This is a genomic window from Rhizobium acaciae (assembly GCF_025941625.1).
Lineage (GTDB): Bacteria > Pseudomonadota > Alphaproteobacteria > Rhizobiales > Rhizobiaceae > Rhizobium > Rhizobium acaciae.
The window spans coordinates 276662-292990 of the sequence record NZ_JAPCZO010000005.1; the positions used below are offsets into that span (position 1 = coordinate 276662).

General features: G+C 62.7%; 22 protein-coding genes. 12 read left to right on the forward strand and 10 right to left on the reverse strand.

All coding sequences use genetic code 11. From position 1 onward, the window contains the following. Positions 1-4 precede the first annotated feature (4 nt). From OLZ32_RS10550 to OLZ32_RS10560, 3 genes are all read right to left on the reverse strand, one after another. Positions 5-1090, reverse strand: coding sequence for a zinc-binding metallopeptidase family protein (locus tag OLZ32_RS10550; RefSeq protein WP_168271416.1), 1086 nt, complete (start codon positions 1088-1090; stop codon positions 5-7). A 95-nt stretch (positions 1091-1185) separates the two neighbouring features. Continuing rightward, positions 1186-1377 (reverse strand): CsbD family protein, encoded by a 192-nt coding sequence (locus OLZ32_RS10555; RefSeq protein ID WP_003546001.1) that lies wholly within the window; start codon positions 1375-1377, stop codon positions 1186-1188. A 115-nt stretch (positions 1378-1492) separates the two neighbouring features. Further along, positions 1493-2098, reverse strand: coding sequence for a YqgE/AlgH family protein (locus tag OLZ32_RS10560; RefSeq protein WP_003546002.1), 606 nt, complete (start codon positions 2096-2098; stop codon positions 1493-1495). A gap of 141 nt (positions 2099-2239) precedes the next feature. Here OLZ32_RS10560 and OLZ32_RS10565 point away from each other — a divergent pair, with 141 nt between their 5' ends. Together OLZ32_RS10565 and OLZ32_RS10570 are read left to right on the forward strand one after the other, a co-directional pair. Continuing rightward, positions 2240-3091 (forward strand): protein-disulfide reductase DsbD domain-containing protein, encoded by an 852-nt coding sequence (locus tag OLZ32_RS10565; protein WP_264420976.1) that lies wholly within the window; start codon positions 2240-2242, stop codon positions 3089-3091. A gap of 95 nt (positions 3092-3186) precedes the next feature. After that, positions 3187-3672, forward strand: a complete 486-nt coding sequence (locus tag OLZ32_RS10570; protein ID WP_011650769.1) for a peroxiredoxin — start codon at positions 3187-3189, stop codon at positions 3670-3672. Between the two features lie 98 nt (positions 3673-3770). On the opposite strand, the gene OLZ32_RS10575 is transcribed toward OLZ32_RS10570, so the two are convergent. The 6 genes from OLZ32_RS10575 to OLZ32_RS10600 all read right to left on the reverse strand — a co-directional run bounded on the left by OLZ32_RS10575 (position 3771) and on the right by OLZ32_RS10600 (position 7182). Then, positions 3771-4124, reverse strand: a complete 354-nt coding sequence (locus OLZ32_RS10575) for a DoxX family protein (RefSeq protein WP_264420978.1) — start codon at positions 4122-4124, stop codon at positions 3771-3773. A gap of 11 nt (positions 4125-4135) precedes the next feature. Then, positions 4136-4525, reverse strand: a complete 390-nt coding sequence (locus OLZ32_RS10580) for a nuclear transport factor 2 family protein (protein ID WP_264420980.1) — start codon at positions 4523-4525, stop codon at positions 4136-4138. A gap of 95 nt (positions 4526-4620) precedes the next feature. Then, positions 4621-5355, reverse strand: a complete 735-nt coding sequence (locus tag OLZ32_RS10585; RefSeq protein ID WP_264420982.1) for an SDR family oxidoreductase — start codon at positions 5353-5355, stop codon at positions 4621-4623. 110 nt (positions 5356-5465) lie between these two features. Further along, a complete protein-coding gene (locus OLZ32_RS10590) occupies positions 5466-6053 on the reverse strand; it encodes a TetR/AcrR family transcriptional regulator (protein ID WP_264420986.1) in 588 nt (195 codons plus the stop codon). Between the two features lie 74 nt (positions 6054-6127). Beyond that, on the reverse strand, positions 6128-6703 hold the full coding sequence (locus OLZ32_RS10595) for a peroxidase-related enzyme (protein WP_264397117.1): 576 nt from the start codon (positions 6701-6703) through the stop codon (positions 6128-6130). Beyond that, positions 6700-7182 (reverse strand): CMD domain-containing protein, encoded by a 483-nt coding sequence (locus OLZ32_RS10600; protein WP_017990529.1) that lies wholly within the window; start codon positions 7180-7182, stop codon positions 6700-6702. Before OLZ32_RS10600 ends, OLZ32_RS10595 begins: the two co-directional genes overlap by 4 nt. A 160-nt stretch (positions 7183-7342) precedes the next feature. Here OLZ32_RS10600 and OLZ32_RS10605 point away from each other — a divergent pair, with 160 nt between their 5' ends. From OLZ32_RS10605 to OLZ32_RS10650, 10 genes are all read left to right on the forward strand, one after another. Then, positions 7343-8341 carry a LysR family transcriptional regulator gene (locus OLZ32_RS10605; RefSeq protein WP_264420988.1) on the forward strand — a complete coding sequence of 333 codons (999 nt, stop codon included), beginning with the start codon at positions 7343-7345 and terminating at the stop codon, positions 8339-8341. Next, the gene (locus tag OLZ32_RS10610) at positions 8338-9828 is read left to right on the forward strand and encodes an NAD(P)-binding domain-containing protein (protein ID WP_264420990.1); all 1491 of its coding nucleotides are present in this window, start codon (positions 8338-8340) and stop codon (positions 9826-9828) included. The genes OLZ32_RS10605 and OLZ32_RS10610 overlap by 4 nt, the downstream gene beginning before the upstream one ends. After that, positions 9821-10561 carry an amino acid ABC transporter ATP-binding protein gene (locus OLZ32_RS10615; protein ID WP_264420992.1) on the forward strand — a complete coding sequence of 247 codons (741 nt, stop codon included), beginning with the start codon at positions 9821-9823 and terminating at the stop codon, positions 10559-10561. The genes OLZ32_RS10610 and OLZ32_RS10615 overlap by 8 nt, the downstream gene beginning before the upstream one ends. Before the next feature lie 16 nt (positions 10562-10577). Continuing rightward, positions 10578-11402, forward strand: coding sequence for an amino acid ABC transporter substrate-binding protein (locus tag OLZ32_RS10620; protein ID WP_003546011.1), 825 nt, complete (start codon positions 10578-10580; stop codon positions 11400-11402). Between the two features lie 69 nt (positions 11403-11471). After that, on the forward strand, positions 11472-12179 hold the full coding sequence (locus OLZ32_RS10625; RefSeq protein ID WP_164031816.1) for an amino acid ABC transporter permease: 708 nt from the start codon (positions 11472-11474) through the stop codon (positions 12177-12179). A gap of 19 nt (positions 12180-12198) precedes the next feature. Then, complete coding sequence (locus tag OLZ32_RS10630) at positions 12199-12891, forward strand: amino acid ABC transporter permease (RefSeq protein ID WP_017990533.1); 693 nt, start codon at positions 12199-12201, stop codon at positions 12889-12891. 413 nt (positions 12892-13304) lie between these two features. Beyond that, positions 13305-13433 (forward strand): hypothetical protein, encoded by a 129-nt coding sequence (locus tag OLZ32_RS10635; protein WP_264420996.1) that lies wholly within the window; start codon positions 13305-13307, stop codon positions 13431-13433. After that, the gene (locus OLZ32_RS10640) at positions 13430-14179 is read left to right on the forward strand and encodes a metal ABC transporter ATP-binding protein (RefSeq protein WP_264420998.1); all 750 of its coding nucleotides are present in this window, start codon (positions 13430-13432) and stop codon (positions 14177-14179) included. The genes OLZ32_RS10635 and OLZ32_RS10640 overlap by 4 nt, the downstream gene beginning before the upstream one ends. Further along, on the forward strand, positions 14176-15048 hold the full coding sequence (locus OLZ32_RS10645) for a metal ABC transporter permease (RefSeq protein ID WP_264421000.1): 873 nt from the start codon (positions 14176-14178) through the stop codon (positions 15046-15048). Before OLZ32_RS10640 ends, OLZ32_RS10645 begins: the two co-directional genes overlap by 4 nt. Before the next feature lie 16 nt (positions 15049-15064). Next, positions 15065-15964 carry a metal ABC transporter substrate-binding protein gene (locus OLZ32_RS10650; protein WP_164026232.1) on the forward strand — a complete coding sequence of 300 codons (900 nt, stop codon included), beginning with the start codon at positions 15065-15067 and terminating at the stop codon, positions 15962-15964. Between the two features lie 33 nt (positions 15965-15997). On the opposite strand, the gene OLZ32_RS10655 is transcribed toward OLZ32_RS10650, so the two are convergent. Then, positions 15998-16306: a Dabb family protein gene (locus OLZ32_RS10655; RefSeq protein ID WP_130681468.1), complete on the reverse strand. Its 309-nt coding sequence runs from the start codon at positions 16304-16306 to the stop codon at positions 15998-16000. Positions 16307-16329 lie beyond the last annotated feature (23 nt).

Consider the following 16329-nt stretch of genomic DNA (forward strand, 5'->3'; position numbering starts at 1 on the left):
TCTTTCAAGCCGCCCGCTGCTGCGGCGCGGTCGCCGCGCCCTGGATCAGCCGGTGCAGATATTCGAGCTTTGCCACGACAGGCGAGGACAGCACGAAGGGGTAGGAGTCGGGCTGACCCATGCTGCGCTGGATGGCGTTGATCGCGATGCTGAGCGGCACCCAGGCGCTGACCAGCTGCTCGGCGCTTCTTGCCCGGTAGGGGATGAAATCCACCTCGCCTGATATTTCCTCATGGCCGCTCGGATCGATGGCGATGCCGAAGGCGCGCGCGGTTTCGAGCGTGTCGACGATGTGGAGGTAATGCGCGAAGCATTCGGCGAAATCCTCCCAGGGGTGCGATGCCGCATAGGCGCTGATGAAATTGTCCTGCCATCCCAAGGGCGCGCCGCCGGCATAATGGGTCTGCAGGGCGGCCATATAATCCTGCCGTTCGTCGCCGAAGACGGCGCGGAAATCGGCAAGGCCGCCCCGATCGCGCACCAGCTTGTTCCAGATGAAATGGCCGGCCTCGTGGCGGAAATGGCCAAGCAGCGTGCGATAGGGTTCGTTCATCGAGCTGCGCGCCTGTTCGCGTGTCGCATCGTCGGCCTCTGCGGCGCGGATGGTGATCAGGCCTTCCTCGTGGCCGGTCATAGCAGGCACGATAAAGCCGTTGCTCTCGATCGAATCCTCGAGGAAATCGAAGACCAGGCCGCCTTGCGGGTCTTGCGCCCGATCCGGATGCGGCAGCTTCCAGCGCAGCAGCGAATAAAACAGATGACGCTGCGCCTGGCTGATGCGCCGCCAGCGATCGATGCCGTCCTGGGTGTCGGTGTTCGGAACCAGCCGGTTATGGCGGCAGGCAACGCAGAATTCGCTCTCGCCATCATCGTCCACCAGCCAGTTGCAGATGTCGAGGCTGGCATTGGCGCAGAAGCGGACGTCGCGATCGGGATTGGAAACGAGCTGCCAGAGCGTCTCGTCGCGCGGCTCCAGCGCATGCATGGCGAGATCGCCGGGCAGGAAGCCGAGGCGGTGGTTGCAGCGCACGCATCGTCGGTTGTCGAAGTGGACGACCTGATCGCAATTGTCGCAGGCAAAAAGCTTCATCTTGTCTATCTCTGCAAAGCATGAGGATGGGGGATTAAAAATGCCTGCCGCGCGAGGGGCGCAGCAGGCATGGTTCTTGAAGGATGCACTATGGCTCAGAGCCGGTCGACGGCACCCTTGAGCTTGTCCTTGACCTTGCCGGTTGCGACTTGTCCCTTGCCTTTGGCTTCCTGGACGGCGCCCTTGGCCTGCATTTCGCGATCGTCCGTCGCCTTGCCGACGGCCTGCTTGGTCTTGCCGGCAATTTCGTTTGCCTTACCGGAAATCTTGTCGCTGGTGCTACCCATTATGTGATGTCTCCTTGGTCAGCACGGGCCTTTTGTCCATGCTTGCCGAAATGAAACGTCACTCGCAGCTATTCGTTCCCGCTGCCGTCAGGTCAACTGCTGTCAGGCCGGCCCCTCAAGCATGGCCGGCTTCGGCCGAAAGCATGGCAGCGGTCACGCCCATGCCGGCCAGCGCCCGCTCGTATTTGTCGTCGAGGCTGCGGTCGAAGATCAATTCCTCGTTGGCCGGGCAGGTGAGCCAGCCATTGTTGACGACCTCGCTTTCGAGCTGGCCGGCCGCCCAGGAGGAATAGCCGAGCAGCATCGTTGCCCGCGTCGGCCCGTCGCCCTTGGAAATGGCGCGCACGATGTCGAGCGTCGCCGTCAGGCAGATATCGTCGCTGACGGGGATCGAGGAGTCGCTGGAATAATCGTCCGAATGCAGCACGAAGCCGCGGCCGCTTTCCACCGGGCCGCCGGTCTGGATCGGGAATTCGCGCGCCCGCTTCGGCAGCACGATCGAATCTTCCTGCTTGATCATGTCGAGATGCAGCAGCACATCGGTGAAGGTAAGGCTCTGCGGACGGTTGATGACGAAGCCCATGGCGCCGGCATCCGAATGCGCGCAGATGTAGATGACAGTGCGCGCAAAATTGCGGTCTTCCATGCCCGGCATGGCGATGAGGAACTGGCCATCGAAGAAGCCACGTTCCCGTCTGTTCTTCAGCGTCAATAAGGACATCGTTCCTCCTGCTGCTAGACCGCACCAAGGCCTCGACAAAAGAAACATGGGCCAATGTCACACATCAATCAACTGAAAATGAAGATTTAAATCGCCGCGACTTCTGGCGGCCAAACAGCACATTCGGTAAACCTTTGTTCCATGATGATTATTTCCTCAGGCCCGCGCAGGCTTTTAATGGCGGTTGTATCAGCGGTCGCAGCCCTTGTGCCGTTTTATTCCGCCCATGCGGAAATGAGCGCCTGGGCGGAAAACGAGGGCGGCCGCATGCGCCTCGTGGCGCTCGCGCCCGATGCCGGCGGCAAAATCCGCGCTGCCCTTCAGATCGAGCCGAAGCCCGGCTGGATCACCTATTGGAAAGAGCCCGGCAACAGCGGCATTCCGCCGCAAATCACCATCGCGGCGGCAAGCGGCGTCACGCTCGATGCCATCGCCTATCCCGTTCCGAAGCATTTTTTCAACGGCGCGATCGAGGATATCGCCTATGACGCGCCGGTGACCCTACCGCTGTCGCTGACGGCGGCCGGCAAAGGCCCGGTTACGATCGATGCTGCCGCCTTCATCGGCATCTGCAAGGATATCTGCATTCCCTTCCAGGCGAATTTGCAGCTGAAGCTCGGCCCCGCCATCCAGTCGCACCCGCAGGAGGAGGCGATCCTTCAGGCCGCCGATGCGAGGCTGCCGAAGCCGCCATCGCAGGATTTCGACGTGACGGCGCATGCGATGTCGCCCGATAGGAAGACGCTGTCGCTCGATCTCGTCTTGCCGGCCGGGGGGGCGGGTGAGGGGAAGGCCGCGCCGGATATCATCGTCACCGGCCCGAGCGGCTATGCCTTCACCAAGCAGATCGGCGGCAAACGCGACGGCGCCACCTTCAAGGTCGATATATCAATCGGCAAGCTGCCGAAGGATTACGACATATCAGGCAAGCAATGGAGCGTGCTCGTCATCGATGGTGAGCGGGCGATGGAGACCACCCTTGCCTTTCAATGACCGGGTCTTATAGTCCGCGCAGATCCGCTGCGGCGCCCGCCGCCAGGCAGAACCCCCAAAGCCTGAACCCCAAAGCCGGAACCAAGGAGAAGACCATGACCATCGCGATCGGCGACAAGCTTCCTGCCGCCACCTTCAAGGAAAAGACGGCTGACGGTCCGGTCGAAATCACCACCGATCAGCTCTTCGCCGGCAAGCGCGTCGTGCTCTTTGCCGTGCCGGGCGCCTTTACGCCGACCTGCTCGCTGAACCACCTGCCGGGTTATCTCGAAAACCGCGATACCATCCTTGGCAAGGGCGTCGATGACATCGCCGTCGTCGCCGTCAACGACTGGCACGTGATGGGCGCCTGGGCGCAATCCTCCGGCGGCATGGGCAAGATCCATTTCCTCGCCGATTGGGACGCCGGCTTCACCAAGGCTGTCGGACTCGACGCCGACCTCTCCGCCGGCGGCCTCGGCCTCCGCTCCAAGCGCTATTCGATGCTGGTGGAAGACGGCGTCGTCAAGGCCCTCAACGTCGAGGAAAGCCCCGGCCAGGCAACCGTCTCGGGCGCTGCCGCGATGCTGGAACAGCTCTGAGCGTTCATTCCTGACAGATGAAGGGCGGCCATTCGGTCGCCCTTTTCACCTGTGTGATCTGCTCGCTCTCGGGCGGCGCCTGCTGCCGGATACCGGCATCATCCTGCTCGCCGAGCTGTCAGACGAGCGATGAGCCCACAAAAAACGAGGACCACCAGGGGCGGAATTGCATGCGCATATTCGCCATGGAACAGAACCGTACCCACAGCGGCCAGCATTACGGCACTCCCGAGCAGTGAACCGTAGAGGCGCAGTGGTTTGAAGATGAGCATGACCGCCGCCGTGAATTCGCAGATGGCGGTCAGATAGTGAAAGCTTTCCGGATAGCCCCACCGGGCGTAGTCCGCGGCAATTTCCGGGCTGACGAAGGTGTTGCCATAGGCGCCGATGAAGAAGAAGGCTGCAAGCAGCCAGGCAATGACGTTTGCTAGGGATAGGTTGACGAGAGACATAGCGGGCGACCTCAATGCGACGGCGCTTGGAGCGCGAGAATGCGGCTCGCCAGACGCCAGCCCTCCGGCGTCTGCCGCAGCCTGTCGGTATAGGTCACGCTCGCCACTGCCCCGCTCGGCAACAGGCCAAGGCCCTTCGAGACGGCGACGAGTTCGTTGCCCGCGCCTTCCTGAACGTAGACATTCGTCGTGTGATGGGCCTTCGCATGGCCGTCCTGGCTGGCCACATGGCAGATCGCTGCGATGCCCGTGACCGGCGCAAAGCCGAATACGCTCGAGTCGAAATGCGCATCCTCGGTAAAGACGTCACCGAACCTGTCCCACGCATGATTGTCGACGAGGTGTGCCCAGAGCGAGAGGATCTGGTTGATCTCGACGATGTCATCCGTCGTTGGTTTCATTTTTCATGGTCCTTGAAAGGGAGTGGGGTGCAAGATTCGGTATCGCTGAACGGTCCTGCGCGCGCCAGATTGTCCAAGCGCCCGACCGAGGGCCATCACCAGTTGATCGGGCCGTCTGTGTTGAAAAACTGGCCGGTCGGTCCGGTGTCATCCAGCAAAGCATATTTGACCGGGGCGCGAACGCCGTCTTCGATCGTGATGTAGCCGCCGCCTCTGTTCAATTCGGTCATGACATAGCCGGGGCAGACCGCGTTGACCTTGATCGGTGTATCTTTCAACTCAAGGGCAAGCTGCACGGTCAGCATGTTGACCGCCGCCTTGGAGGCGGCATAACCAAGCCATTTGACATCGGGGGAAGGATTGTTCGCATCGCCCGTCCACCAAAGCGAACCCACGCTGCTGGAAAGGTTGACGATGCGCCCGCTGACCGCCTTGCGGATAAGCGGCAACATTTTCTGGGTCACGATCACCATTCCGATGAAATTGACCTCATAGGATTCACGCAGGGTTTCGACGGAGGCCACGCTGGGGAAATCGTCGGTGTCGAGCAGCAGGATTCCCGCATTGTTGATCAGGATGTCGAGCCTGCCGAAGCGCTCGCCGATCGACGATGCGGCAGCGTCGATCGTATCAGGGCGATTGAGATCGATCTCGATCGCCTCGACCGTCAAGCCCTCCGCACGCAATGTTTCGGCCTTTGCTTGGCCTGCGGCAAGATCGCGTGCGCCGAGAAGGACGAGCACGCCTTCCCGGCCGAGCTGGCGAGCCGTTTCAAAGCCAAGGCCGCGGGTGGCGCCGGTGACGAGCGCGATCTTTTGATCTGTGGACATTCTATCTCCCAGGCAGGCGCGCTCGCAGGGCGAGGCTGTTTGCAATGACGTTGCTCAGCAACGCATCGTGAAATTGCATGGGAAATTATGTCTGTCAACGACAAATGACACTAAGTGACATTTTGTTCGAAATGGACGATACTGGCGGCGCGATCGAAGAGATCGACAAGCGACATTGCCGCTCCGCCGTCCACCCAACTGTTTATCGATGCTCGAATGAGCGCGAAAACCGTTCCCGCCACCGTATAGGCGACAACGTCAGGGAGCGGAGACCGCCTGTCCGGCGAGGCGAGAATATGGGCGACTTCGTCGATCAGTTCGGCGATCATCTGTTCTTTTCGCGCGGAAATGCTCCTGTTGGAGCGGATCGCCGTCTCGATGGCGAGAAAGAAACGCGACCTTTCATCGAACGCCAAAAGCATCGCCCGCGCGGCAGCAAGAAGTGCGACAACCGGCGGCTCCGAGGCGAGCCTCTCCGTCAGTTCAGCACGGATGATCGTCATGCCATCCTGAACCCAGCTGACGATCACATCCTCCTTTGTCGGGAAATAGCGAAGCAGCGTGCGGGGAGAAACGCTGACGGCGGCAGCGATATCGGCGACCGTCGTTTCCTCGAAACCACGCTTGTGGATCAGGTCGAGCGCGGCCTCGATCAGCTGTGCTCGCGTGCGATCCTTCTTATCTTCCCGAAGTCCCAAGATTGTCTCCACGCTGACATGCGGCGCGCTCTTTTGACACATCATGCCATTTGTCGTCCAGCGACAGAAATGCGCTAATCCTGTATCGGCTCGCCGAGCGTATGCATCAGGCGGTTCGCCCAGCCGAAGATCGCCGAGGAGAGGACGAGATCGAGAGCCTCCAACTCGTCGAGCCCGACATCCGCCAGCGCCTGCGCGTCGGCCGCGACCGCTTCGGGCGGCGTGGTCGACAGTCGGGCCGAAAAGTTGAAGATTTCCTGGAGGTGCTCGTCGAGTGTCGCCTCGAGACCATCGGCGAACACGGCTTCGATGACATCAGTGCGTTTTGTCAGATTGTTGAACCGGGATGCATGGACGGCGGCGCAGTAGACGCAGCGGTTGACGACGGAGGCGGCGACGGCACCCAGTTCGCGCTCGCTGGCCGCCAGTCCGTCCTTGCCGTACATGATCAGGTTGAACAGCGGCGAGCGGACCGCGAGCGTCTCGGGATCGTGCGCCAGGGTCAGCACATAGGGCGAGATGCCCTTGTTCGACGGCGTCGTCTGCATCGCTGCATGCTGCTCGTCGGTGGCGGTCGCGAAATCGACCGGAACGACATAGGGCTGCCAGCGCGGCACCGTGGTGGTGAAGGTGTGGACGACCTCGCTCATCGCATCTCTCCCAGCAGCTTCAGGCCGGCGAGAACCCGCACCTGGTAATTGACGAAAGCCGCAAGCTCCGCGAGCCGGACGATGTCAGCATCGGTTACGCCGACCTGGCGCAATGCCTCCACATGGGCGCGCGTCGCATCGCGCGGCGCGACCGTGAGCCGGTCGGCATGACGAACGATCTCCGCGGTGCGCGGATCCGACACGTTCGTGTCCGGCTCGGCGAGCAGGGCCGTCGCCGGTTCCGCGGCGCGGGCAACGAGCGTGTCATAGTGGCTTGTGAGCGCCGGGCTGCGGTTGTGGCGCGCCATGCGGGCGGCGAGCGCAGCCCTCAAGCCGTGAGACAATCCGCCGGGATCGCGTGGCAGAAGCACTGCGTCGTGGGCCGCTTCACTGAGGCGCAGGATCTCGGCGCGTTTGCCCATGGCTTCCGCGAGCGCGGAACCGGGCCTCACAGAGGCAAGAGTTTCGATGAGTGTCAAAACAAGCTCCTCAATACGTCGCGGACATAAGCTCTAGGTAGGCCGGACCTCCTATTATGTCAAACTGGAATGCTAAACAGGCTTTGATGTGAATTTTTTATTTATTGATAGTCGTCAAATGAGAATTGTCATGCTTTACTGACATGAAGGAGAGTGTTTGATGTCCACTATGCATTCTAACTCTTTCGATATCCGGCAGCTTGAAGCCTTCGCGGCGGTCATGTCGACCGGTAGTGTGACGGGGGCGGCGCGACTGCTCGGCCGGTCGCAGCCGGCGGTAACGCGGCTTATCCAGGATCTGGAGGCCGATATCGGCTATGCGCTGCTGCATCGAAGCGGCCCGCGCATCAGCCCGACCGCGCGCGGTCTGCTCTTTCACGCCGAGGTGGAGCGCCATCTTGCCAGCCTCGCCCACATCCGCGAACGGGCGAACGCCATCGGTCTCGATGAGCCGCCGTCGCTGACGATCGCCGCCACGCCGTCGCTTGCGGCCGGCGTTCTGCCCCAGGCGATCTCGGCCGTCGCGGCGGACCTGATACCGCGGCATCTCCATGTGCAGGCGCTGGCGGCCGAGAATGTCGTGCAGGCCGTGCTCGCCCGCTCGGCCGATTTCGGGATCTCAAGCCTGCCGCTGGAACATCCCGGCCTCGAGGTGCACTGGATTGCCGAAGCGCCGTGTGTCGTCGCTCTTGCCGCCAGCGATCCGCTGGCCAACGATGACATGGTGCGTCTCTCCGATCTCGCCGAGCGCCGCATCATCACGCTCGCCAATCCCTACCGCTTGCGGCACCGCATCGACGAGGCCCTGGAGCGGGCGGGTGTGACGCCGCAACGGATGATCGACGTCAACGCCTCGCTGACGGCCCTGACGATGGTCCGGGCCGGACTGGGCGTCGCCATCGTCGAGCCGGCGACGGTCTGCGGCGTTCCGCTCGAGGGGATCGTGATGCGCGTCCTCGACCACACCATCCCCTTCCTGTTCGGCGCCATCTCGCCTGCCGCGATGCCGCTGACCCCGACGGTCGCCGCCGTGATCGATGCGGCGCGCGCCGTGGCGCTGGCGATGCCCGGTTGCCGGCTGCATGACGCAGGCGGCGTCGAAGCCTTGGCCAACACCGTCTACGGCGGTAGCCCGATGACCGAGGACGTGCCGTCATGAGCGATCTCTCGACGTTTCCGAACAGTCTCGAAGCGCTCGAGGCACGCCTGCGGCAGGACCTTGCCTGGCTGGAGCTGCCGGCCAAGTCCTGGGTTCCGCCCCGCATCGTCGACGGCCAAAGCGTCGTCGACGTCGTGATCATCGGTGCGGGCATGGCCGGGCTCGTGGCCTCCGCCATGCTGAAGCGGCTCGGCGTCGCCAACCACATCCTTCTCGACAAGGCGCCTGCCGGACGCGAGGGGCCTTGGGTCACCTTCGCCAGGATGCGAACCCTACGCTCTCCCAAGCAACTGACCGGGCCGGCGATGGGCCTGCCGGCACTGACGTTCCGCGCCTATTACGAGGCGCGTCATGGCCGCGATGCCTGGGTCGCGCTCGACAGGGCGCCGCGTGAGACATGGATGGACTACCTGGTCTGGTACCGGCGCGTGCTTGACCTGCCGGTGCGCAATGGGGTCGCCGTCGATGCCATTCGTCCGCGCGCCGACGGCCTGCTCGATGTCGTCTGCCGTCACGATGGCCGGTCCGAAACGACGATCGCGCGCCATGTGGTGCTGGCGACGGGCCGCGACGGCCTCGGCGGTCCCTTCGTACCGTCGATCGCCGACGCCATCGAGCGCAAGTTCTGGGCTCATACCGCCGACCCTATCGATTTCGCCGCATTGCGCGGCAAGCGGGTCGGGGTCGTCGGAGCCGGCGCGTCGGCGATGGACAACGCCGCCACCGCGCTCGAGGCAGGTGCTTCCCGGCTTGACCTGTTCGTGCGCAGGACCGACCTGCCACGGATCAACAAGTTCACCGGCATCGGCAGCCAGGGCGTGGTGCACGGCTTTGCCGGTCTGCCGGATGACTGGAAATGGCGCTTTCTCGACTATGCCATGCGCGCGCAGACGCCGCCTCCGCGCCCGAGCGTCTTGCGTGTCAGCGCATTCCCGCAGGCCCATCTCCATCTGAAAAGCCCGATCGATCGATTGCAGCAGGAGGGCGACCATATCGTCGTGACGACGCCGAAAGGCAGCTATCCCGTCGATTTCCTGATCTTCGGCACCGGCTTCAAGGTCGACCTCAAGAACCGGCCGGAACTCGCCGCCGTCGCATCCCATATCCGTCTCTGGCGCGATCGCTTCCCCGTACCCGCGGACATGCGAAACGACGAGCTTGAAACCTCGCCCGACCTCGGCGAGGCGTTCGAGTTCCTCGAGGCCGAGCCCGGCGCCTGCCCGGCTCTGGCCCGCATCCACTGCTTCAACTTCCCCGCCACGCTCAGCCACGGCAAGCTCACGGGCGATATTCCCGCAATCAGCGAAGGCGCTGACCGGCTCGCCCGCGGCATCGTCAGGGCGTTGTTCGTCGCCGACCGCGAGCGTCATTTCGCCGATCTCCATGCCTTCGACACGCCCGAATTGCTCGGAGACGAGTGGGCCGACGACGAGACCGCGACGTTTTCCGACCTATCTGCCGAAAGGACACCGACCCGAAATGCTTGAGCTCAAAAACCTAAAGCTGTCCTACGGAAACACGCAGGTCCTGAACGGCGTTGATCTCTCGGTGAACCGCGGCGATGTGGTGTCGATCATCGGCCCCAGCGGCACCGGCAAGACGACATTGTTGAAGTGCATCAACTATCTGGCCAAGCCGGCGTCGGGCACGATCGCCTTCGATCAGGTCAGGATGGACTACCGGAAGCCGGACAACACGGCGGTCCAGGCGATCCGGCTGCGGACGGCGATGGTCTTCCAGCAGTTCAACGTCTTCAAGAACATGACCGTCATCCAGAATGTGATGGATCCGCTCGTCGTCGTGCAGCGCAAGTCGAAGGACGAGGCGCGTTCGATCGCTTTGCAGGAGCTTGAGCGGGTCGGCCTTTCGAACAAGATCGACAGCTACCCGTCCCAGCTTTCCGGCGGCCAGCTGCAGCGGACCGGCATTGCGCGGGCGCTGGCCGTCAAGCCGGATGTCATGCTCTTCGACGAACCGACGTCGTCGCTCGACCCCGAACTCGTCGGCGAGGTTTTGAAAGTGATCAGGGACGTCACGTCGTCAGGCATCACCTCGCTCCTCGTCACCCACGAGATGCAGTTCGCAAAGAATATCTCGAACCGCATTGTCTTCATGGATCGGGGCGTCGTCGCCGCTCAAGGCAGCCCTGCCGAGATCTTCGACACGCCCTCCAACCCGCGCCTTGCCCAGTTCCTGAGTTCCGAACACTCCATCCAGTAAAGAAAGGATGCCTGACATGTCTTCCATCAAGTCGACTTCCCGCCGCACCTTCGGCCTCGCTGTCGCCGGCGTTGCCTTTGCCCTCGCAACCGCGGGCCTATCCCATGCCGAGGACGTGCGCACCGTCAAGATCGCGACGGCTGCCGAATCCAAGCCGCTCTCGTGGGGTGCCATCGGCGTCGAGCCGCAGGGTTACGAGCCCGACGTGCTGAAGGCGATCAACGCCAAGCTGCCGCAGTACAAATTCGAGATGGAGGGTGCTGCCGACATCGCTCAGGAGACCGGCCTTGCCACCGGCAAGTACGACATCGCGACCGGCGGCTACTACCGGGCGCCCGCTCGCGAAAAGCAGTTCCTCATTCCGGAGAGCCCGATCGGCGCCAGCCTGATCAAGATCTACAGCCGCAAGGACAGCGGTATCAACGAGATGAAGGATCTGGTCGGCAAGAAGATCGTGCCGGTGACGGCCGGCGGCGGCATCTACAAGTTCGCCACTGCCTGGCAGGAAAAGAACCCCGACTTTAAAATCGAGATCACCGCCTCCAGCGCCGGCATTCCCTATCCGGACCGCCTGAAAGAGGTCGAGAACGGCAAGTACGACGCGCTGGTTCTGCCGTCGAACCTCGGCGAGCAGACGGTCATCGACCAGCAGAAGCTCGAGGTCAAGGCGAGCGAGCCGGTCGCGATCAACAATACCTTCGTCCTGATCCATCGCTCCGAGGAGAACAAGGCGCTCTCCGCAGACATCGACAAGGCTCTGAAGGAGCTCAAGGCCGACGGCACGCTGGCAAAGCTCTCGCAGAAATGGTTCGGCGAGGACATCACCACGTACATGAAGTAACGCCGGCATGAAGTAACGCCGGGAAACGATCGGCGATCAGGCTAAGACCGAAACAAGGAGTGTTCCGAAGTGGACCTATCCATCATGATCCCCGAGCTGCTCAAGGCGCTGCCGCTGACGCTTGCGATCACGTTCACGGCCATGATCGCCGGCTTCCTGCTGGCCCTGATTGCGACGACGTTCCGCGTGCGCAGGATACCGGTTCTCAGCCAGCTGGCCGACCTCTACGTGTCCTATGCCCGGAGCGTCCCCGTCGTGCTCCAACTGTTCGTCGCCTTCTACGGACTGCCGCTGGTCGTCGCTCTGTTCGAGGTCGAGGACTTCGTGTCCCCGAATGTCGCGGCGATCGTCGGCCTCAGCCTCTACCATGGCGGATATCTTTCCGAGGTTCTGCGGCCAGCCTACCTCGCCGTGGAACGCGGTCAGCATGACGCCGCCGACAGTCTCGGATACACCTTCCTTCAGAAGATCCTTCGTGTCGTCGGACCCCAGGCGGTGCACATTGCCCTGCCAGGCTACGGCAACTCGATCATCTACCTCATCCACAACGTCGCACTGGTGATGTACATCGGCGCCGCTGATGTCATGGCGACCGCCCATCTCGTCATGGAGCGCGACTACAACCAGTACCAGTTCGAGACCTACCTTGTGCTGGCGGTGATCTATTCGCTGCTATGCCTCGTGGCATGGATGGTCGTGCGCTTTTTCGAAACCCGAAACGCAAAGTTTACGCCCAATACCGCACCGGCCAAGGCCACCATGATGGCAAGCGTCTGATCGAATAGGAGGTCATCACATGTTCGATTCCGAAGTCCTTCTTCCCGATCTCTGGGACATCCTCGGCGCGGTCCCGGTGACGCTCGCCATGGCGCTTGGCATCTTCGTCTTCTCCACGATCGTCGGCAGCCTTTTCGCGATGGTGGAATATCGGCGGGTCCCGGTGCTTCGGGAGCTGGTTGTCGCCTACAAGGTCGTCTTCAAGGGCGTTCCGATGGTCATCGTGATCTTCCTCGCCTATTACGGCCTGCCGCCGACGCTGCAGTTCCTGACCTCGCTCGTCGGCATCGACTATAACGGTCACTCGACGCCGAACTGGATCACGCTGATCGTCGCCCTGACCGCCTGCGTCGCAGCCTTCCAGGCGGAAGTGGTGAAGGGCGCACTCAACTCCTTCGACAACGGTCAGGCCGATGCGGCCTACTCCCTGGGCTACAAGCGCAGCCAGGTGTTCCGCCGGGTGATGCTGCCTCAGGTTATCGTCGCGGCCATCCCCGATCTTGCCAACTCCATTATGGTGATCATGAAGGCGCTGTCGCTGGGATTTGCAATCGAGGTCGTCGACATCTTCGCGCAGTCGCAGCTGACCGCGGCGCTGAACTTCTACTACCTCGAAGCCTTCCTGATCGCGGTCGTCATCTACATGGTGATCGCCTATATCGTCACCTACGCCGCCGACCGGATGGAACGGGCTCTCAGGGTTTGGGCCTAGGGGCAGTTTGCCCTTTCTCGGAGCACGATGCACGGGATCAGGATTTCCACAGTCGTTTCGGCATGTAGCGGCCAGAGGGCTCATTTCTGTGGCGAGCACTGGAATACGATGGGCGACGGCGCTGTACGCCGATCAGCCCTCATGGTGAGGAGGTCCGAAGGGCCGTCTCGAACCACGGGGGCGGGTAATTGGACACCAGCGATATCCGCATCTGTGAGGGCCTGTGGCCAGCCCCGTCCTTCGAGGCCCCTGCGGGGCACCTCAGGATGAGGCTGGAGAGAAGGCGCGCCTTGGAATGGGCCGTCGGCCGTTTGTCGCCTTTTTCATTTGTGCGAGTAAGTGCTCCCTCCCGCCTCAATCTCGCCGCAATCGTTATAACATAACCGTAATGTTATTACATTGTAGGATGCACCATGCCCCCGAGCCCCGACCGCCTCTTCGTCAGCCTGCTCGGACAGTCGGCTTCTTCAAGGGTGATCGGCATGGCGCTGGTCATTGCGCTCCTGTGGCTGGCGATCCACTGGGCGGTTCTCTTGCCATGACGCCGCTGATCCGTCTCGAGAATCTGACCGTCGCCTATAACAGGCACCCCGCCGTGCATCATGTCTCCGGCGCCTTTGCCTCGGGCAGCCTGACGGCGATTGCCGGGCCGAATGGGGCGGGCAAATCGACGCTGCTGAAGGCGATCATGGGGGAGCTTCGTCCCGCCGAAGGCAGGGTCGAGCACCGGTTGGGGCGGGCGGAATTCGGTTATCTCCCGCAGGCGGCCGAGATCGACCGGCGCTTTCCGATCTCGGTCATCGACACAGTCATGCTCGGCGCCTGGAAGAAGACGGGCGCCTTCGGCCGCATCGCGCCCGACGAGGTGAAGAGGGCAGGCGAGGCGCTCTCCGCCGTCGGCCTCGAAGGCTTCGGCCGCCGTCATGTCGGCTCGCTCTCGGCCGGCCAGTTCCAGCGTGTGCTCTTTGCCCGCCTGCTGCTGCAGGATGCCGGCATCATCCTGCTCGACGAACCGTTTACGGCAATCGATGCCCGCACGACCAGGGACCTCGTCGATATCGTCACCCGCTGGCATGGCGAGGGCCGCACGGTGATCGCCGTGCTCCACGATTTCGAGCTCGTTCGCGCCCATTTCCCGCAAACCCTGCTGCTCGCCCGCGAGCTGGTCGGCTGGGGTGCGACCGTAGACGTCATGTCCTCGGTCAATCTGCTGAAGGCCCGCGCCATGGCCGAGCGCTGGGATGAGGATGCGAATGCCTGCGCACCCGAAGAGGCGCCGGCGGCATGACGGCTTACGATCTCTTCCTCGCGCCCTTTGCCGATTACGGCTTCATGCGCCGCGCGCTCGTCGCCTGCCTCTGCCTCGGGCTCGGCTCGGGTCCGATCGGCGTCTTCCTGATGCTGCGGCGCATGAGCCTGATGGGTGATGCGATGAGCCATGCCGTGCTGCCGGGGGCGGCGATCGGTTACCTCGTCGCCGGCTCCCTGTCACTGACGGCGATGGGGCTCGGCGGCCTGATTGCCGGCCTGTCGGTGGCGCTGCTTTCGGGCGCCGTCAGCCGGATGACCGTGCTGCAGGAGGATGCGAGCTTTGCCAGCTTCTATCTCGCCTCGCTGGCGCTCGGCGTGCTGATCGTCTCGCTGCGCGGCTCGAATATCGATCTGCTGCATGTGCTCTTCGGCACCATCCTGGCGATCGATGCTCCCGCCCTTTATCTGATCGGCGCGATCACCTCGCTGACCCTCGTCGTCCTCGCCTTCATCTACCGGCCGCTGGTGGCCGAATGTTTCGATCCGGGGTTCCTGCGCGCCGTCGGCGGGCGCGGGCCGGTCTATCACGTGCTCTTCCTGCTGCTGGTGGTGCTGAACCTCGTCGCCAGCTTCCAGGCGCTCGGCACGCTGATGGCGGTCGGCCTGATGATGCTGCCGGCGGCCGTCGCTCAGCTCTGGTCGCGCAGCCTGCCTGTCATGATGGCGATAGCAGCCGTCAGTGCCGCCGCATCCGGCTATCTCGGCCTGATCGCCTCCTACCATTTCGAACTCGCCTCCGGCCCGACGATCATCATGACGGCGGCGGTCCTCTACGGCTTTTCTATTCTTTTCGCGCCCTCCGGCTTAGCCCGGCGCTTCTTCCCCCGCCCGCATTTGAAGGGCTGATCCCAAGGAGACTTCGATGACACCGCACAGACTGCTTCTCTCCGCAGCAATCCCCGCTTTGATGGCGCTGTCGGCCGTGCCCGCCTCCGCCGAAACGCTGAAGGTGGTCGCCTCCTTCACCGTGCTTGCCGATGTCGTCAAGCAGGTCGGCGGCGAACACGTCAAGGTGACGAGCCTCGTCGGGCCGAACGGCGATCCCCACGAATTCGAGCCGTCGCCGGCCGATGCGAAGAATTTGAACGCGGCGGAAGTCACCTTCGTCAGCGGCGAGGGGCTGGAAGGCTGGATGGACCGGCTGATCACCGCCTCGGGCTATAAGGGCAAGCCGGTCACCGTTTCCGAAGGCATCAACACCCGCACCATGGAAGAGGACGGCGAGAAAATCACCGATCCGCATGTCTGGAACAGCCCCGTCAACGTCAAGATCTGGGTCGCCAATATCGAAAAGGCGCTGTCATCGGCCGATCCCACGGACGCTGCCGCCTTCAAGGCCAATGCCGAGAAGTACACCAGGACGCTGGATGAACTGAACGCCTACGCCCATGCGAAGTTCGACAAGGTGGCCGACGATCGCCGCAAGGTGCTGACCAGCCACGATGCCTTCGGTTATTTCGGCCGCGAATATAATGTCAGCTTCCTGGCGCCGCTCGGTCTGTCCACAGAAAGCGAGGCATCGGCCGCCGACGTCGCCAAGCTGATCGAGCAGATCAAGGGCGAGCATGTGAAGGCTTATTTCTTCGAGAATTCCAACGATCCGCGCCTGGTCAAGCAGGTCGCCAAGGCAACCGGGGCCGAGCCGGGAGGCGAGCTCTATGTCGAATCCCTGTCCGACGCCAAGGGGCCGGCGCCGACCTATGAAAAGATGTTCAAATACAATGTCGACCAGCTCGCCGCCGCCATGGCGAAATCGAGCTGAGGGATCGAGGGCTGCAGGCCTATCCTGCGGCCCTCACATATTGAGGTCGAAGACCAGGATGCCGGCAAGGCCTCCATCCGTCGACGAGACGATGCGCTCGCCCACCGTCACGTGCTCGGGATGGATGAGATAGGCGTCGCGGGCCTCGGCGCTTTCAAAGGTCACGGCAAACCCGTCGACGAAGCCGCCATGCAGTCCCTCGGGCGAAACATTCGGCCCGTATTTGATATCCAATATGCCGGGAATGAGCTGCTTCAGGGCGGCGATCGCTTCGAACAGCGACTGCTTGTCGTCGTTCGTCATCGCGGTCTTCAGCCGCAGGAACACGCAGTGCAGGATCATCAGTGGTCCTCCCGATTTCTTTG

Excerpts from the sequence above, each read along its gene's own strand:
- OLZ32_RS10555 (WP_003546001.1), bottom strand. The coding sequence starts at position 1,377 with ATGGGTAGCACCAGCGACAAGATTTCCGGTAAGGCAAACGAAATTGCC.
- OLZ32_RS10595 (WP_264397117.1), bottom strand. The coding sequence starts at position 6,703 with ATGAGCGAGGTCGTCCACACCTTCACCACCACGGTGCCGCGCTGGCAG.
- OLZ32_RS10645 (WP_264421000.1), top strand. The coding sequence starts at position 14,176 with ATGACGGCTTACGATCTCTTCCTCGCGCCCTTTGCCGATTACGGCTTC.
- OLZ32_RS10585 (WP_264420982.1), bottom strand. The coding sequence starts at position 5,355 with ATGTCCACAGATCAAAAGATCGCGCTCGTCACCGGCGCCACCCGCGGC.
- OLZ32_RS10635 (WP_264420996.1), top strand. The coding sequence starts at position 13,305 with ATGCCCCCGAGCCCCGACCGCCTCTTCGTCAGCCTGCTCGGACAGTCG.
- OLZ32_RS10640 (WP_264420998.1), top strand. The coding sequence starts at position 13,430 with ATGACGCCGCTGATCCGTCTCGAGAATCTGACCGTCGCCTATAACAGG.
- OLZ32_RS10605 (WP_264420988.1), top strand. The coding sequence starts at position 7,343 with ATGTCCACTATGCATTCTAACTCTTTCGATATCCGGCAGCTTGAAGCC.
- OLZ32_RS10655 (WP_130681468.1), bottom strand. The coding sequence starts at position 16,306 with ATGATCCTGCACTGCGTGTTCCTGCGGCTGAAGACCGCGATGACGAAC.
- OLZ32_RS10610 (WP_264420990.1), top strand. The coding sequence starts at position 8,338 with ATGAGCGATCTCTCGACGTTTCCGAACAGTCTCGAAGCGCTCGAGGCA.
- OLZ32_RS10550 (WP_168271416.1), bottom strand. The coding sequence starts at position 1,090 with ATGAAGCTTTTTGCCTGCGACAATTGCGATCAGGTCGTCCACTTCGAC.
- OLZ32_RS10565 (WP_264420976.1), top strand. The coding sequence starts at position 2,240 with ATGATGATTATTTCCTCAGGCCCGCGCAGGCTTTTAATGGCGGTTGTA.
- OLZ32_RS10615 (WP_264420992.1), top strand. The coding sequence starts at position 9,821 with ATGCTTGAGCTCAAAAACCTAAAGCTGTCCTACGGAAACACGCAGGTC.
- OLZ32_RS10560 (WP_003546002.1), bottom strand. The coding sequence starts at position 2,098 with ATGTCCTTATTGACGCTGAAGAACAGACGGGAACGTGGCTTCTTCGAT.
- OLZ32_RS10575 (WP_264420978.1), bottom strand. The coding sequence starts at position 4,124 with ATGTCTCTCGTCAACCTATCCCTAGCAAACGTCATTGCCTGGCTGCTT.
- OLZ32_RS10580 (WP_264420980.1), bottom strand. The coding sequence starts at position 4,525 with ATGAAACCAACGACGGATGACATCGTCGAGATCAACCAGATCCTCTCG.
- OLZ32_RS10630 (WP_017990533.1), top strand. The coding sequence starts at position 12,199 with ATGTTCGATTCCGAAGTCCTTCTTCCCGATCTCTGGGACATCCTCGGC.
- OLZ32_RS10650 (WP_164026232.1), top strand. The coding sequence starts at position 15,065 with ATGACACCGCACAGACTGCTTCTCTCCGCAGCAATCCCCGCTTTGATG.
- OLZ32_RS10570 (WP_011650769.1), top strand. The coding sequence starts at position 3,187 with ATGACCATCGCGATCGGCGACAAGCTTCCTGCCGCCACCTTCAAGGAA.
- OLZ32_RS10620 (WP_003546011.1), top strand. The coding sequence starts at position 10,578 with ATGTCTTCCATCAAGTCGACTTCCCGCCGCACCTTCGGCCTCGCTGTC.